General features: G+C 65.7%; 11 protein-coding genes and 2 pseudogenes. 7 read left to right on the forward strand and 6 right to left on the reverse strand.

Annotated elements, in window-relative coordinates; genetic code table 11:
* Position 1: 1 nt before the first annotated feature.
* A complete protein-coding gene (locus ACSKB8_RS33155) occupies positions 2-1,030 on the reverse strand; it encodes a DUF2155 domain-containing protein (RefSeq protein ID WP_438108655.1) in 1,029 nt (342 codons plus the stop codon).
* 209 nt (positions 1,031-1,239) lie between these two features.
* On the opposite strand from ACSKB8_RS33155, the gene ACSKB8_RS33160 reads away from it, so the two are divergent.
* Positions 1,240-2,187: an alpha/beta hydrolase gene (locus ACSKB8_RS33160; RefSeq protein ID WP_438108656.1), complete on the forward strand. Its 948-nt coding sequence runs from the start codon at positions 1,240-1,242 to the stop codon at positions 2,185-2,187.
* Positions 2,188-2,198: 11 nt separating this feature from the next.
* On the forward strand, positions 2,199-3,206 hold the full coding sequence (locus ACSKB8_RS33165) for a Na+-dependent transporter (RefSeq protein ID WP_438110784.1): 1,008 nt from the start codon (positions 2,199-2,201) through the stop codon (positions 3,204-3,206).
* An 888-nt stretch (positions 3,207-4,094) separates the two neighbouring features.
* Here ACSKB8_RS33165 and ACSKB8_RS33170 read toward each other — a convergent pair.
* The 3 genes from ACSKB8_RS33170 to ACSKB8_RS33180 all read right to left on the reverse strand — a co-directional run bounded on the left by ACSKB8_RS33170 (position 4,095) and on the right by ACSKB8_RS33180 (position 7,285).
* Positions 4,095-5,294 carry an IS91 family transposase gene (locus ACSKB8_RS33170; protein ID WP_438104195.1) on the reverse strand — a complete coding sequence of 400 codons (1,200 nt, stop codon included), beginning with the start codon at positions 5,292-5,294 and terminating at the stop codon, positions 4,095-4,097.
* A gap of 13 nt (positions 5,295-5,307) precedes the next feature.
* The gene (locus ACSKB8_RS33175) at positions 5,308-6,183 is read right to left on the reverse strand and encodes a tyrosine-type recombinase/integrase (RefSeq protein ID WP_438104197.1); all 876 of its coding nucleotides are present in this window, start codon (positions 6,181-6,183) and stop codon (positions 5,308-5,310) included.
* A gap of 163 nt (positions 6,184-6,346) precedes the next feature.
* Positions 6,347-7,285 carry a GlxA family transcriptional regulator gene (locus tag ACSKB8_RS33180; RefSeq protein ID WP_438108658.1) on the reverse strand — a complete coding sequence of 313 codons (939 nt, stop codon included), beginning with the start codon at positions 7,283-7,285 and terminating at the stop codon, positions 6,347-6,349.
* A gap of 91 nt (positions 7,286-7,376) precedes the next feature.
* Here ACSKB8_RS33180 and ACSKB8_RS33185 point away from each other — a divergent pair.
* Positions 7,377-8,064 (forward strand): annotated as a pseudogene (locus ACSKB8_RS33185) (DJ-1/PfpI family protein).
* Positions 8,065-8,146: 82 nt separating this feature from the next.
* On the forward strand, positions 8,147-8,866 hold the full coding sequence (locus ACSKB8_RS33190) for a DUF899 family protein (protein ID WP_091888168.1): 720 nt from the start codon (positions 8,147-8,149) through the stop codon (positions 8,864-8,866).
* Positions 8,867-9,214: 348 nt separating this feature from the next.
* Here ACSKB8_RS33190 and ACSKB8_RS33195 read toward each other — a convergent pair whose 3' ends face one another.
* Positions 9,215-9,625 carry an NADH:ubiquinone oxidoreductase subunit NDUFA12 gene (locus ACSKB8_RS33195; RefSeq protein ID WP_128934126.1) on the reverse strand — a complete coding sequence of 137 codons (411 nt, stop codon included), beginning with the start codon at positions 9,623-9,625 and terminating at the stop codon, positions 9,215-9,217.
* 245 nt (positions 9,626-9,870) lie between these two features.
* Between ACSKB8_RS33195 and ACSKB8_RS33200 the strand changes: the two genes are divergently transcribed.
* The 3 genes and pseudogenes from ACSKB8_RS33200 (at position 9,871) to ACSKB8_RS33210 (ending at position 13,481) form a co-directional block, all read left to right on the forward strand.
* Positions 9,871-10,554, forward strand: a complete 684-nt coding sequence (locus ACSKB8_RS33200) for a BA14K family protein (RefSeq protein ID WP_438108660.1) — start codon at positions 9,871-9,873, stop codon at positions 10,552-10,554.
* A 253-nt stretch (positions 10,555-10,807) separates the two neighbouring features.
* A pseudogene (locus tag ACSKB8_RS33205) lies at positions 10,808-11,229 on the forward strand (response regulator).
* Positions 11,226-13,481: a CHASE3 domain-containing protein gene (locus ACSKB8_RS33210; protein WP_438108662.1), complete on the forward strand. Its 2,256-nt coding sequence runs from the start codon at positions 11,226-11,228 to the stop codon at positions 13,479-13,481. The pseudogene ACSKB8_RS33205 and the gene ACSKB8_RS33210 overlap by 4 nt, the downstream one beginning before the upstream one ends.
* A 207-nt stretch (positions 13,482-13,688) precedes the next feature.
* Here ACSKB8_RS33210 and ACSKB8_RS33215 read toward each other — a convergent pair whose 3' ends face one another.
* Entirely contained in the window at positions 13,689-14,585 is an 897-nt protein-coding gene (locus ACSKB8_RS33215; RefSeq protein WP_438108663.1) for a DMT family transporter, read from the reverse strand.
* Between the last annotated feature and the right edge of the window lie 694 nt (positions 14,586-15,279).

Here is a 15,279-nt window from a genome sequence, read left to right on the forward strand (position 1 = left end):
CTTACCGGCCGAACCCGGGGATACCGAACAAACCTGGCCGCTGTTCTGGTGGCGGAGGCGGCGGTGGGGCCGGTTGCTGCTGCTGGATTGGTGGCAGAGGCTGCGGCGGACGCTGCTGCACCTGCTTGGGCGCAGCCTTCTTCTGCGCGGGCGGCGGTGGCGGGGCCGGCTTGGCCGCGGGGTCCGGCGCGGCGGTGGCAATGGTCTGCTGCGGCTCTTTGCAGTCGGTGAGCCAGATGTCGTAGATCGGATGCTCGACGCCGTGCAGACCGGGGCTTGCGGCATACATCCAGCCCGAGAAGATGCGCTTCACCTCGCCCTGCAAGGTGATCTCGTCGACTTCGACGAAGGCGTCGGTATTGGTGGCCTCCGTTGCCGGCCGCGTATAGCAGGCGTCGGTCTTGACCCGCAGCGCGCCGAACTGGACGGTCTCGCCGATCTCCTCGTCGAAATTGATGATACGCCCGGTGATCTTGTCGAGGCCGGAGAAGGTCGCCTTCTTGTTCACGATCTTCTGGGCCGGCGGTTCGGTCACGACCTCGTCGCCCGGCTGGAGGCTCGCCGGCGTCTGCGGGACCGTGCCAGGTGCGCCCTTCTGCTGGGGCTGGCGCTGACCGGGCGCGCCTTGCGGACTGGGCGGGGCGATCGCCGCGGAGGGCGGCTGGTTTGGCGGCGCGACGCTGGAGCCCGGCGGCGGCGCCAGGGGCTGGGTCTCGACCGGCCCGGGCATCACATTGCCCTGCCGGCCCGGAGGCGGCGGCATCGGGCGCGACGGCAGCACCCGGCCCTGCGGCGGCAGCTCCGGCACCTCTTCGTCGTCGTCGGGGATCTGCTGCGGCTGCGGCTGGCCGCGTGGAATGTTGCCGGGCGGCCGCAGCGGCGGCGGATCGGAGAAAATCGTGCCGATCTGCGCCTGGGCCGGCGTCGCAACCGTGAGCGCGGTGGCGGCCAGCAGCGCCGCAAGGCCTGTCAGGGAAAGGGTTTTGAACATCTCGCGCGGCTTCAACAGCGAATCGGGCTTGTTGGACATTCTACAGGGGATACCGCCGCTCGCAGGCCCTCCGGTTAACACGGCGAATACGGCGGGGAAGGGCGGCATCCCTGCCCCGCCCGGCGCCGACTGGCCAGACCGGCTCCCGGATGGGATAGTCGCAAAGACCCTTCCCCGGGGCCGCGGCGGGCGTCGCCCTCCGAAAACGACGTTCCAACCATAACTGGAAACCCCAGAGGCCGCCCCCCATGCCCGTTGTGCTCGATCCCGATGCCGCCGCCGTCTATAAGGCGTTCCAGGAGGCCGGCCGGCCCGCCTACGAGACCCTGACTGCACCGGAGGCGCGCGCCTTTTATTCGCAGGCGCGCTTTGCCACCAACCCCGAGCCGCCGGAGCTTGCCCGCGTCGCAGAGCTCGCAATCCCGGCGCCGCATGGCGTGATCCCCGCCCGCCTCTACGTTCCGAAGGAACCGCGCCGGCACGATGGCCTGTCGCCGGCGCTGGTGTTCTTCCACGGCGGCGGCTGGGTGATCGGCGATCTCGACTCCCACGACGTCGTCTGCCGCCAGCTCGCGGTCGAAGGCGCGCTGATCGTGATCTCGGTCGACTATCGCCTTGCGCCCGAGCACAAGTTTCCTGCCGCCATCGAGGACGCCATCGCCGCGACCAAATGGATCGCCGCGAATGCGCGCGAGCTCGACATCGACGCCACGCGCCTTTCGATCGGGGGCGACAGCGCCGGCGGCAATCTCACCGCGGTCGTGGCGCTCGCCGCGCGCGACGCTGGCGGTCCCACGCTCGCGGGCCAGGTCCTGATCTATCCGGCCACCGATTTCGCGATGACGCACGGCTCCCACAGCGAGCCCGAGACCAGCGTGCTGCTGACCCATTCGGTGATCCGCTGGTTCCGCGACCACTATCTCAATGGCGCGGCCGACATCCACGACTGGCGCGCCTCGCCCGCGCGCGCTGCGAGCCTCATTGGCCTGCCACCGGCCTATGTGCTGACCGCCGGCGCCGATCCCCTCCGCGACGAAGGCGACGAATATGCCGAGCGTCTGAAGCAGGCCGGTGTACCCGTGACTTACAAGCACTATCCCGGTCAGTTCCACGGCTTCTTCACGATGGGAAGATTGTTGCAAGAGGCCAATGTCGCCGTGCGCGAGATCGGCGCGTGGCTGAAGGCGCTGGGCTGACGCCGTTCCGCATGCCCTCCGTTCTTCAAACCGTCTTCGCTCTCCCCCTGCGCGGGCTGACATGGCTCGGCGGTCAGGGCACGCGCGCGGTGGCGGCCATCGCGTTCATCGCGGTCGCGGTGCCGCCGCTCGGTGCGCTGCTGCGTCCCTATGTCACCGAGGCGATCTTCCTTCTGCTCTGCATCTCCTTCATGCGCGTCGATCTCGTCGCGCTGTACGGACATCTGCGCCGGCCGGCGCTGGTCGCGGCCGCCACGGCCTGGACCACGATCGGCGTGCCGCTGATCGTCGCCCTGGCCGTTTACGCGACCGGGCTGACCAATAGCTCGCCCGGCCTTGCGCTTGCGCTGATGCTCCAGGGCATGGCCTCGCCGATGATGGCGGCGCCGGCCCTTGCCGCGCTGATGGGCCTCGATGCCACCTTGGTGCTGGTCACGCTGGTGACCTCGACCGCGCTCGTGCCTTTCACCGCCTCGCTGTTCGCCAGCCTCTTTCTCGGCGGCATGCTCAGCATCGCGCCGCTGACGCTCGGCCTGAAGCTGCTCGGCATCCTCGCCGCATCGCTGCTGGCCGCGACGATCATCCGCCGCCTGTTCGGCACCGCAGCGATTCAGCGTCACAAGCGGCCGATCGACGGCATCAACATCGTCATCCTCTTGGTGTTCGCCTCCGCGGTGATGGGCGACGTCGCCACCGACCTCATCACCGATCCCCTGTTCACGATCGCCGTCGCGCTGCTGGCTTTTGCGGTCTATTTCACGCTGCTCGCCGTCACGACGCTGATCTTCCGCCGCATCGGCACCGACCGCGCCTTCGCGATTGGCCTGATGGTGTCACAGCGCAATCTGGGCCTGATGCTGGCGGCAACCGCCGGCGCGCTGCCGGCCACGACCTGGCTCTATTTCGCGCTGACGCAGTTTCCGCTTCATCTCGCGCCGTACCTGCTGATGCCGATCGCCCGGCGCTTGACCGCGCGTGCAGATACGTCGAGCGGGGCGGCGGCAAATAGCACGATCTAAGCAGTACGCATAATCCAGGATGTCTGCTTTCTCGCGTAATCGGACAGGCGGTCCCAGCTCGGAATGTCGCCTGTGGAACCCGAAGCAGTCATGCGGCATTCAGACACACAACGCCGGTTAACTTTGGTTATTTTTTTAATTTTAAATGGGAAATAAAATGTTTTATCTTAAATCGCAGACCGCTCGGCGGAGCGCAATCTAAGCGCAACTTAGGAAGGGGAGCGGATCCATGAAGGTCACCTGGGGCGTTCTTTCCGCAGCAGCATTTGCGTTAACTCTGGCGATGACGACCGTGCCGTCTGCCTCAGCTTGCAACGGCAATGGGAATTGTCCCAGCGCGCCCGGCCAAACGAGGGGAGCCGCCGGACCGATTGCAGGTGCCGGCCTTCCTATTCTCGCGATCGGGTACGGCGTGTACTGGCTGGTAAGACGGCGGCGGACCCGCTAGTTGTGTAGTCGTCGCGATCACTCATATTCGAGCTGATCTGATCGTCAGCTTCCGGACCCAAGGCGGACATTCGCCTTTGCCTCGTTGACGTCCGTTTTTGTGAAGGGTTTCGGATGCCGGCCGCATGACTGATGGCGCGGCACATTCGGCGGCCGGCGTCCGAAAGCCTCCAAGGGAGGAAACCGCGCATGGTGGGCAGGAAGGGTGCGGCGGGCTCTATGGGGATTTGAGCTCTGCGGGCGAACTGGCCGATGGAGTTCGAAGCAATGCAGCGAGCTGCGCGAGGGTAGCGGGGCTGGTGAATGATGGGTAGATGGCTTCGAACGTGATCAATCGTCGGCGGATTGGCGACGACAGCTGACCGTTGGGGCGTATGCCGTTGTGGCCGGTCGATGAGCGGCGGGCATGGCGAACTGCTTTGCAGAGCGACGGTTGCGCGCTCATGAGGTATCGATCCTGATGGCGCTGGTTGGCGGGGTCGCTTGATGGCGAGGCGTTGTGCCTTGTTCGAAGACCTCGATGACGATCATGCGGCCGCCGCAGCATGGACACGGCGGCCTGCCGCTGTCGACGACAGTCTCGGTCGGCTCATCCTTACGATCCTTGACGACGAGCAGTTCGCGCGCGCGTGCAACGTTGTCGGCGCAGGCGCTCCGCGCGAGCAGACCGTAGTGGCGGATGCGGTGGAAGCCCTTTGGCAGCACGTGGATGAGGAAGCGGCGGATGAACTCGTCTGCAGCGATCGTCATCCGCTTTTGACGGTCGTAGCCTTCGACCCGGTAATCCTTCCAGCTGAAGGTGACGCCGTGCCGGCCGAGGGCGATCAGGCGGCTGTTGGCGATAGCGACGCGGTGGGTATAGCGCGACAGATAGGCCAGCACGGCCTCGGGACCGCCAAACGGACGCTTGGCATAAACGACCCATTCCGTCTTGCGCGACGCTGTGAGCAACGCGGCGAATGATTGTGCTCCGGCGAGATGAGCGTCGTTGCCGAAGAAGCTCAGGCGCCCGGCCTGGTGGAGGGCGGCAAGGCGCTCGAGGAACAGCCGCCGAAACAGGCGTGAGAGCACACGCACCGGCAGGAAGAACCCTGGCCGGCAGGCCACCCAGCGCTGGCCGTCGGGCGAGATGCCGCCGCCCGGCACAATCATGTGGACGTGCGGGTGGTGGGTCATGGCCGAGCCCCAGGTGTGCAGCACGGACGTAATGCCGATCCTGGCGCCGAGATGCTTCGGGTCGGCGGCGATCGTCAGCATGGTCTCGGCCGAGACCTTGAACAGCAGATCGTAGATGGTGGCCCTGTTGTGATAGGCGATGTCGGCGATCCGGGCCGGCACCGTGAACACAACGTGATAATACGGCACCGGCAGCAGTTCGGCCTCACGGTCGGCGAGCCACTGCTTCGCCGCGGCGCCCTGGCACTTCGGGCAGTGCCGATTGCGGCAGGAATTGTAGGCGATGGACGTGTAGGCACAGTCCTCGCAGCGCGCGACATGGCCGCCGAGAGCTGCCGTGCGGCAACTCTCGATCGCCGACATCACCTTCAACTGGTCGAGGCTGACATGGCCGGCATGGGCGTGACGCCATGCCGGGCCATGGCTGCGGAAGATATCCGCAACCTCCAGAGCCGGGCGAGACATCAGGTGCCCAGCGTCAGCCGGGCGGCCGCGCCTCCTTGAGCTTGAGAGCGATGTGCTCCAACGGGCTCATGACCTCGCTGATGGTCTTGGTGGCGACGCGGGTGTAGAGCGCGGTGGTATCGAGCTTGGCGTGGCCGAGCAGCACCTGGATGACGCGGACGTCGACGTTCTGCTCCAGGAGGTGAGTAGCGAAGCTGTGGCGCAATGTGTGCAGCGACACGCGCTTTTTGATCTCCGCCATCTGCACGGCGGCATGACAGGCACGATTGAGCTGGCGCGTCGTCATCTGCTGCGCCGGATCGCGGCCCGGGAACAGCCAGCCTTGCGGCCGAGCCATCTTCCACCAGGCCCGTAGCAGCGCGAGCAGGCTGGGCGACAGCATGACATTGCGGTCCTTGCCGCCCTTGCCCTGCTCGACGCGGATGATCATCCGCTTGCTGTCGATATCGGAGACCTTGAGCGAGACGACCTCGTTGGCACGCAGCCCGGCACCGTAGGCCACGCTGAGAGCCGCCTTGTATTTGAGCCCCGGTGCGGCATCGAGCAGCCGTGCCACTTCCTCCACGCTCAGTACCACCGGCAGCTTGCGTGCCTCGTGAATGAATTGAGTGTGCTCGATGATATCGTGGCGCTTCAAGGTGACTTTGAAAAAGAACCGCAACGTCGAGACAGCCTGGTTGATGGTCGGCACGCCGGCGCCGCCCGTCGCCAGATGCAGCTGATAGCGACGCACGTCCTCGAAGGTCGCAAGATCGGGTGATTGCCCGAGAAACGCGGCGAAATGCTTGACCCGTTGAACGTAGTCATGTTGGGTCTTGGCTGCGAACTTCCGGATCGTCATGTCTTCGATCATGCGCCGGCGCAGTGGGCTTACTGCCTCGTCGGTCATGGGGGGCTCCTGTCTTGGGTGAAGGTTGCGAACCCCTCATCTCAAGACAGGACGCCTCGTCGCGCTATCCTCTCAGCTGCGCTGCCAGCTACCATGCCCTACCGCGCGAGCGGTTTAGTCCGTTGTGGCAATGCGGACCTCGCCATTCCGCAGAGCAAACGCCCTAGCCTGCCCGCGCCGCGCGCCGCAGCGCCTGCGGCGGCTGGCCGAAGGCGCGGATGAAGGCGCGCCGCATTCGCTCGGGGTCGCCGAATCCGGTCACTTCCGCAACGAGCTCGATCGCCTCGCGCGAGGACTGCACGCGTTCGCGTGCGACCTCGAGCCTGAGCCGCTCGATCGCCTTGGACGGTGTCGTGCCGGTCTCGGCGGCAAAGGCGCGGGCGAAATGTCGTGCGCTCATGCCGGCGCGATCGGCGAGGTCTTCCACCGTCAGCGGCGCGTCGAGATTTTCGCGCGCCCAGGACAACAGCGCGCCGAAGCGCCCGTTCGGCGTCTTCAGCTCCAGCAGCGAGGAGAATTGCGACTGGCCGCCGCTGCGGCGGTGATAGAGCACGAGGTGCCGCGCGGTCTGTTGCGCGATCTCCTCGCCGTGGTCCTCGGTAACCATCGCGAGCGCGAGATCGATGCCCGCGGAGATTCCCGCCGAGGTCCAGACATTGCCGTCGCGGGTAAAAATCTGGTCCGGCTCGAACTTCACCTTGGGATAGCGTGCGACGAAATCGCGCGTCCGCCCCCAATGGGTGGTGGCGCGGCGGCCGTCGAGCAGTCCCGCTTCGGCGAGCACATAGGCGCCTGAGCAGACGCTCGCGACCCGCACGCCACGCTTTGCCAGCCGCTGCACGAAGGCGCGCGTGGCCTCGCAGCGCGCGGCATCCGCAACGCCCGCGCCGCCGGCCACGACCAGCGTCGTGATCGCATTCGCCGACTTGAAATCACGTGCCATCATCTCGACGCCCGACGAGCTGCGCACGAGTCCCGCCGTCGCCGCCAGCACGCGAATGCCGGGCGCCTTGCCGGTGCAGCGCGCGGCGACCTCGAACGCCGAGATCGGGCCCGCCGCATCGAGCAGCTGAAAGTCCGGGAAGATCAGGATGCCGATCATGGTCATGTCCGAAAGTGAGGGAATTATGCCATTTTGGACAGAAGGGCACCATGCGATCCTGCCGGCGTCAAGCTCATTTTCGGAGGCTCCCATGTCGTCACCGCTCCAGATCGGAATCCTGGTGTTTCCGCGCGTCACCCAGCTCGACTTCACCGGTCCCTTGCAGGTGTTCGCGATGCTTCCGGGCGCCAAGCTGCACCTGATCTGGAAGCGGATCGAACCGGTGCCGAGCAATTCCGTCCTGACGCTGACGCCGACCACGACCTTTGCGGACTGTCCGCAACTCGACGTCATCTGTGTGCCCGGCGGCGGCGGCGTCAACGATCTGCTCAATGACGAGGAGGTGCTCGAATTCCTGCGTCGGCAGGCCGGAGACGCCAAATACGTCACCTCGGTTTGCACCGGAGCGCTGGCGCTCGGCGCCGCCGGCCTGTTGAAGGGCTACCGTGCCGCCACCCATTGGAGCGCGATGGAGATGCTCGGCCGGTTAGGCGCAACGCCGACCAGGACGCGCGTCTGCATCGACCGCAACCGCATCACCGGCGGCGGCGTCACCGCCGGCATCGATTTCGCGCTGACGCTGGTGTCGATCTTGGTTGACCGCACCGCGGCGGAAGCGATTCAGCTCCAGATGGAATACAATCCCGCTCCACCGTTCGACTCCGGCTCGCCCGACACTGCGCCCGCCGAGGTGCTGGCCCTGCTCCGGGAGCGCGGCGCGCAAAACCAGGCGCGCCGAACTCGAAGCCGTGAAGCGCGCGGCGGCGCGGGTGATGTAGACGTTCCACCTTCGGTGGTGGAACTGAGGTTTTAGGGGAGGAGTTAAACCCGCACGAAACTCACGGCATCCGGAGCGCAATCATGGAGCATCTCCACTACCCCAATGAAAGCACTGAATATCGTGCCGCGCGAAATGCGCTGCTGGATGAGGAGATTGCCCTCCGAGCTCAGATTGAGGCCGTTGCCGCCAGGCGTCGCGCGCTACCGCTCGGCGGCGAGGTGCTCCAAGATTACGTGTTCGAACGCATCGGCAAAACGAGCATGCCAGAACAGGTCAGGATGTCGGAGCTGTTCGGCCCTCATGAAACGCTGGTTCTGTACAGTTTCATGTATGGGCCGGAGCGCGAGCTGCCCTGCCCCGGCTGCACCCATTTGCTTGACGGGCTCGACGGCGCCGCACGGCATGTCGGCGAGCGTGCAGCGCTTCACATCGTTGCGAAATCGCCGATCGCGCGTCTCGCAGCCTGGGCCCACGAACGAGGTTGGGAACATCTGTCGCTGCTGTCCACGGCCGGCAACACCTTTGATGCGGACTACTTCGGCGACACCTCGAAGTTCTCTAAGGGTATGCGCGCGCAGCACCACGTTCCCGACGGGCAGAATTGGGACGAGACGATCTTCAACGTCTTCAGGAAAGCGAATGGCAAGATCAGGCACTTCTGGGGCTCGGAGATGAGTTTCGCGCCGCCCGCGCCGAAGCAGCATCATCGCGCCGGTGATCTGGTCGATCCGCTCTGGGGCCTGCTCGACATGACGCCTGAAGGCCGCGGCGACTTCTTCCCGAAGGTGCGCTACGACTGAGGCGCACAAACCGGCTGACGAAGTGCCTCAAAGAAAAAGGCCGCTCGGTTTCCCAAGCGGCCTTTCCTGTCTTACGGCGGCTGCACATTCCATCGGGCGATTTCGGAACTTCCAGACCGGGGGCCTATCTCCCGATCGAGTCCTTACTCGGCGGCCGCTGCATCTCGGGACAGTCGCGAACTGTTGCCCGAACCGAACGCGATGGTCTCCCATCTCCGTAAGATGGGACCATTGAGCCGCATCGCTCGCGTGAGCACAACGCCGGCGCATGCGGCATCCCCGCTGTTCCCGTTGTCCACAGCGGTTGCGAGGCGGATGCGCATGCATCCAGTGGCGAGTGGACAGACCTCAGTTCGCCGGGGTCCAGGGCTGATAGTCGCCGGTCGCCTTCGGCCGCCGGCCGCTGGCGAGCGTCGAGCCCGAGGGACGGTAGGCCTTCGCCGTACCGGTGAGATTCGGCTGGTGCGGCTTTTCCCACTCGCGCGGCTGGTAGTTGGCCTCGGTCGGCGGCACATCGACAACGTGATGGATCCAGCCGTGCCAGGACGGCGGGATGCGGCTCGCTTCGGCATAGCCGTTATAGACCACCCAGCGCCGCTCGAATCCGAGCGTCGGATCGATCGCCCCGCCGCGGGTCCGATAATAGAGATTGCCCTGCTCGTCCTGGCCGACCAGCTCCCCGTACCGCTTGGTCCAGAGTTGGGTGCCAAACGTCTGGCCATTCCACCAGGTGAAGAACTTGAGGAAGAATTGTTTCATGCGGCAAGGGCCCTGCTTCGTCGGGTCCTGATGCCATCCGGGCGCAGAAATGTCCAGTTCGGCAGGAGCAGCCGCGCTCTCCGCAAATGCGGTGCCCCCGACACGGGCGTTGCCGCAAATCGGACGCGATCCGTTCATCCCGGGTACAGCGGTCAGGTGAGACGCTTCCTGCACGCATGCAAACCGGCGTGATCCAGGAACCACTGCCATTTCGCAGGGTTGGCTTCCGGGAAAGGAGCTTGATCATGAAAAGTCTGACAGTTTTGAGTGCCGCCGCGGCCATGGCGCTGGTTCTTCCGCTGGCGAGCCCGAGCTTTGCTCAGAATCGTCCTACCGTGGGCGGTGGCGCCCATGTCGGCGGCGGTGGAGGCGGTGCTCACTTCGGCGGAGGCGGCGCACGCATGGGTGGCGGTGGCGGCGGCAGTTTCGCGGCTGGCCCCGCGGCGCGTCCAAGCGGAGGCAGTTTCGCGGCCGGCCCCGCGGCGCGTCCGAGCAGTGGCAGTTTCGCGGCCGGAACCGCAGTGCGTCCGAGCAGTGGCAGTTTCGCGGCCGGCACGGTGAGCCGACCCGCCATCTCCCCGACCGTCAGCGGCACCAGCGTCGCAACCGCCCCGTCCGGCACTTGGAGCGGCAGTGGCGGCACTTGGAGCGGCGGCTGGCGCCATCATCATCGCGGCGGCTTCTGGCCCGGCTTTGCGGCAGGCGCCGCGATCGGCGGCCTCGGGTCGTACGCCTATTATGGCGGTGGCTATGGCTATTACGACGACCCCTACTACTACGGCGACAGCTACTATGATGAGCCGTCAGTAGCGGTGGTGCCCGACAGCGGCGACGACTCCGCGGCCTATTGCGCGCAGCGCTACAGATCGTACGACCCGGCTTCGGGGACCTATCTCGGTTATGACGGCCAGCGTCATCCCTGCCCCTAAGCCGATCGATGACATTTATCGATGACATTTGAAGCAAAGGCGTCGCAGCGATGCGGCGCCTTTCGCGTGTCGATCGACCCTCACGGGCTTTGCGGAAACGTTACTCGCCGATTGTGACGCCCCCTACGCGACGCAGTCGGACCTTTATGCACTGCGCCGTGCATATCTACGTTGACCCAATCCAAAATTGACCCGACCCACGATTCGCGGATATCACAAACCACAGTGGGGACTTCGATTACTGGGAAGTGTCATGCCGCGTATTCTCGTGGTTGATGACGATCCGATGGTCGGCGCGACCATCGAGGTCCTCCTCCAACGTCAGGGCTTCGACGTCACGTTGACCGACGGCGGAGAAGCGGGATTGGCTGCGCTCGAAACACAGACTTTCGACGTGATGCTGGTCGACATCTTCATGCCGCACATGCGCGGCTTCGAGTCCATCCGCATCTTTCACGAGCGCGCGCCCGCCACGCCACTGATCGCGATGTCCGGCTACGCCTTCGCCTCGTCCGCCTCGCCTTCCCCGACTTTCTCCGCATGGCGCTGGAGCTCGGCGCGACCCGCTGCCTGCGCAAGCCGTTCACTCCGGACGCGCTGCTGACCACGATCCGGGAATGCCTCACCGGCGCGGGCGGGAGCGCACAGCCGAAGGACAAGAAAGAAGCCCCTTGATCCCAACGCAGCGCGTCATTCTCGGTGCTGGACTAGCCATCCTCCTGATCATCACCGCAGCCTCGATCGCCCTCGACGTCAAGTCGCGGTCCGATGCGGCATGGGTCAATCACACCGTCCAGGTGCAGAAGAAGATCTCCGATCTGCGCGTGCTGATGCGCCGCGCCGAGAGCGCAGCGCGCGGCTACGAGCTCTATCGCAGCCCGGGCTTCAACGACGAGTTTCAGGCGGTACGCGCCCAGATCGCGCCGGCCCTCGCCGACCTCAAGCGCGACGTGCGCGATAGTCGGGATCAAGTGGCGCTATTGGAGGGCACCGAGCCGCTGGCGCTGCGCCGGGTCGAGATTGCCGCCGCAGCGATGCGCCTGCGTGCCGAGAACGATCAGGCCGGCATTGCCGCGCTCAACAGCAAGGCCGAGGGTCGCGGCCTCATGGACACGGTGATGGGCAATCTCGACCATTTGAGCGCCCAAGAAGAGCGCCTGCTCACAGCGCGCTCCCAGGACTCGCGCCGCACCGGGACCGTGCTGCTCGGCATCGACGTTGCAGGCGCCGTGCTGATCCTGCTCCTGGTCGCGCTGGTGATGCGCGAGAGCCAGCGCGCCACGGTACAGCTCCAGAGCACGCTGACAGAGACCACGGCCGCCAAAGAGGCACTCGAGGCGGCGGTGGCCGAGCGCACCGAGCATCTTGTCGCAGCCCATGACGAACTGCGCCTGTCGGTCAACGTGCTCCAGAGCACCTTTCGCAGCATGGCGGAAGCGGTGCTGGTCATCGATACCGAAGGCGCCGTCCTACTGTCCAATCCGGCCGCCGAGCGCATCTTGTTACATCGCGCCGGCATGAATTTGCGCAATCTGCGCGCGCTGTCCGACGTCTATCACGGCGACGGCGTCACGCCGCTGAAGGCCGACGAGCTGCCGTCGACGCGCGTGCTGCGCGGCGAGCACTTCGAAGAGCTGGAGATGATCGTCCGCCCGCACGGCGGCAATCCTCCCCGCCATCTCATGATCAGCGGCCGGCCGATGCTGGACGGGCAAGGCAATATCTCGGGCGCGGTGCTGGTCTATCATGATGCCACCACCTCGCGCGAGACCGAGCGGCAGCTGTACCAGTCGCAGAAGCTGGATGCGATCGGCAAGCTGACCGGCGGCGTCGCGCACGACTTCAACAACATGCTGACCGTGATCTCCGGCAATACCGAGACGCTGGTGGAGAGCCTGAACGGCCAGCCCGAGCTCCAGCACACGGCACGGCTGATCGACGATGCCGCCGAGCGCTGCGCCGAGCTGATCCAGCATTTGCTGGCGTTCGCGCGCAGGCAGCCGCTCCAGCCGCGCAACGTCGAGATCAGCACTGCGGTCGCGGACATCGCAAAACTGCTTCGCCCCACCCTCGGCGAGCAGATCCAGATCGAGACCGTGCTGGAACAGGGGCCGATGACGACGCACATCGATCCGTCTCGGCTCACCAATGCCGTGCTCAACATGGCGATCAACGCCCGCGACGCCATGCCGAACGGCGGCAAGCTGCTGTTCGAGGCCCACCGGGTCGTGCTCGACGAGGCCTATGCGCAGAACAATCCGGACGTACGGCCTGGTCCTTACGTGATGCTCGCCGTCAGCGATACCGGCACGGGCATGCCGGCCGACGTCCAGCAGAAGGCGTTCGAGCCGTTCTTCACCACCAAGGAGGTCGGCAAGGGCTCGGGCCTCGGCCTGTCCATGGTCTATGGCTTCGTCAAGCAGTCCGGCGGCCACATCAAGATCTACAGCGAGGAAGGCCACGGCACCACGATCAAGCTCTATCTGCCGCCGGGCGAAGGCACGGCGGACATGGCGGCTCCCGTCGCGCCGCAGGCCGAAGGCGGCGCCGAGACCATTTTCGTGGTCGAGGACGACACGCTGGTGCGCAACTTCGTCACCGCGCAGCTCCAGAGCCTCGGCTACAAGACGGTGGCCGCGCCCGACAGCCGGGCCGCGCTGCAATTGATCGAGGCCGGCCAGCCGTTCGATCTGCTCTTCACCGACATCGTCATTCCCGGCGGCATGAGCGGCCGCGAGCTCGCCGAGGAGGTGGCCAAGCGCCGGCCGGGCCTGAAGGTGCTCTATACCTCCGGCTACACCGACAACGCCATCGTCCACCACGGCAAGCTCGACGACGGCGTGATGCTGCTGACAAAACCCTACCGCCGCAACCAGCTCGCCGAGATGATCAGAAAGGCGCTGAACGGCGGGATGGCGGCGAGCTGACGCGAGATGCGCTTTGCTAGATCGATGCGGTCGCCCCGAATTCGGATCACCTCTCCCGAAGGGAGAGGTCGGATCGCATCGTGAGATGCGATCCGGGTGAGGGGTTGCGGCCTCTCGTAATGCGACGCCCCCTCACCCGGATTGCTCAGGCGCGCAATTGCGCGCCATAGCGATCCGACCTCTCCCCGCTGGGGAGAGGTGAAGATCTCAGCGCGTCGCCAGCACGACGGCTCCAAGCGTGAAGATCAGCGCCGCGATCTGCCCTGGCCCGAGCGGCTCGCCGAGCGCGATCGCCGAGGTGACGACGCCGATGACAGGCACCGCCATGGTGCCGATCGCGGCGACTGAGGCCGGCAGGCGCGCCAGCGCGGCGAACCAGCTGACATAGGCGATGCAGAACTGCCCGACGACTGAATAGACCAGCAGCCACCAGCCGACCGGCGTCACCTGCGATAGATGCGTGGTCTCGACCAGGAGCCCAATGATCGAGATCGGCAGGCAGCCGATCCCGATCTGCCAGGCCGCGGCCGTGATCGGCGGCAGGTGGATCGGGTACTTCTTCGAGAACACCGTGCCGACGGCAAAGCCGAGCGCGCCGCACAGTGCCATGATGATGCCCGGCAGCTTTTCTGCGCTGGCAGCAATGCCGTTACCGCCCATGATCGAGGCAAGGCCGGCAAAGGCCATCACCAGCCCCAGCGTGCGCAAGACCGTCGGCCGCTCACCCAGCACCGGCCAGGCGATGATCGAGGCCCAGACCGGCATGGTGTAGGCGATCAACGCCGCCTCGCTCGCCGGCAGCCAGAGCAGCGCCAGGCCCATCAGCACCATCCAGCCGGTAACGTTGAGCGCGGCGGCGGTCAGTAAGCGCGGCCAGATCGCGCCGTCCACCCGCAGGCTCTGCCGGCGCATCACCGCAAGCAGCGCCAGCAGCACGGCGCCGAGCACGCCGGTCACCCCGCGCAGCGTCAGCGGCGGCAGCTCGGCGAGCAGGAATTTCGTCACCGGCCAGTTGAAGCCCCAACCGATCGAGGTAATCGCGAGGAACATCAGGCCGGCGGGGGCGATGCGCGGTCGCTGCACCGGCCTCGTCGAATCATGCATGGGGGCAGTCCGGCAAAATCGGGCTCAGCTTGGCGCGGATTCGCCGCGCAAACCACCACCTGGGCCGGCATGCCTGCCCTCACCTTCCGTAGGGCTACGTGAGTCCCGCTGACGCAATCCCATCGCCCAAAAAATATAGCTGCCCTGTGAACAGCGGGATGAAGGGTTGCGAACAGCACGGCATGCAAATTTTTTCGGTTGGGAATCCCTGAGGACTTCACTGATACTTGGCTCCACAACAGGCGCGGCCGAGACCCCTGTTATCCCCCACAATCCACCATATTTCAGTATTTGATTCAGGAACTCGCACTAGTTCTTGACGGGCGCAACGGAGAGTCCTAGCTTTCGGACCGTTCGGCGCGAGTGAGTTTGCGTCCCGCCGGCACTCCCCCAAAGGGTCTCGCAAATCTCAGCTCCGCCGGCCAGCCAAAGGCAGCGGGATGAGGGCTTGTCTGCCCTCGGATAGGGGGCGCCAGAACGGGCCGGCAACAGGCCCGCATGGCAAACGGTTGAAGTGACGGTGTGGGCGTTGAACGCATGTCGGGCGCATCCCCTTGGGGGCGGATGGGTCTGGGCATGCCGGCGGATGTGAGGTGCGCGCACCGAACAATCGCGTCGGGAGAAAAAGGGCCGGGTTCACCGGCTGAACTGCGATGCCCAGAGGCCGAACGGCCAAAAGGACTCGCGAAGCGAA

Source organism: Bradyrhizobium sp. BR 1432, assembly GCF_051547705.1.
Classification (GTDB): Bacteria; Pseudomonadota; Alphaproteobacteria; order Rhizobiales; family Xanthobacteraceae; genus Bradyrhizobium; species Bradyrhizobium zhanjiangense.

What these genes read in the sequence shown, in the direction of transcription:
- ACSKB8_RS33155 (WP_438108655.1), bottom strand. Translation starts at nt 1,030, where the DNA reads ATGTCCAACAAGCCCGATTCGCTGTTGAAGCCGCGCGAGATGTTCAAA.
- ACSKB8_RS33160 (WP_438108656.1), top strand. Translation starts at nt 1,240, where the DNA reads ATGCCCGTTGTGCTCGATCCCGATGCCGCCGCCGTCTATAAGGCGTTC.
- ACSKB8_RS33165 (WP_438110784.1), top strand. Translation starts at nt 2,199, where the DNA reads ATGCCCTCCGTTCTTCAAACCGTCTTCGCTCTCCCCCTGCGCGGGCTG.
- ACSKB8_RS33170 (WP_438104195.1), bottom strand. Translation starts at nt 5,294, where the DNA reads ATGTCTCGCCCGGCTCTGGAGGTTGCGGATATCTTCCGCAGCCATGGC.
- ACSKB8_RS33175 (WP_438104197.1), bottom strand. Translation starts at nt 6,183, where the DNA reads ATGACCGACGAGGCAGTAAGCCCACTGCGCCGGCGCATGATCGAAGAC.
- ACSKB8_RS33180 (WP_438108658.1), bottom strand. Translation starts at nt 7,285, where the DNA reads ATGATCGGCATCCTGATCTTCCCGGACTTTCAGCTGCTCGATGCGGCG.
- ACSKB8_RS33190 (WP_091888168.1), top strand. Translation starts at nt 8,147, where the DNA reads ATGGAGCATCTCCACTACCCCAATGAAAGCACTGAATATCGTGCCGCG.
- ACSKB8_RS33195 (WP_128934126.1), bottom strand. Translation starts at nt 9,625, where the DNA reads ATGAAACAATTCTTCCTCAAGTTCTTCACCTGGTGGAATGGCCAGACG.
- ACSKB8_RS33200 (WP_438108660.1), top strand. Translation starts at nt 9,871, where the DNA reads ATGAAAAGTCTGACAGTTTTGAGTGCCGCCGCGGCCATGGCGCTGGTT.
- ACSKB8_RS33215 (WP_438108663.1), bottom strand. Translation starts at nt 14,585, where the DNA reads ATGCATGATTCGACGAGGCCGGTGCAGCGACCGCGCATCGCCCCCGCC.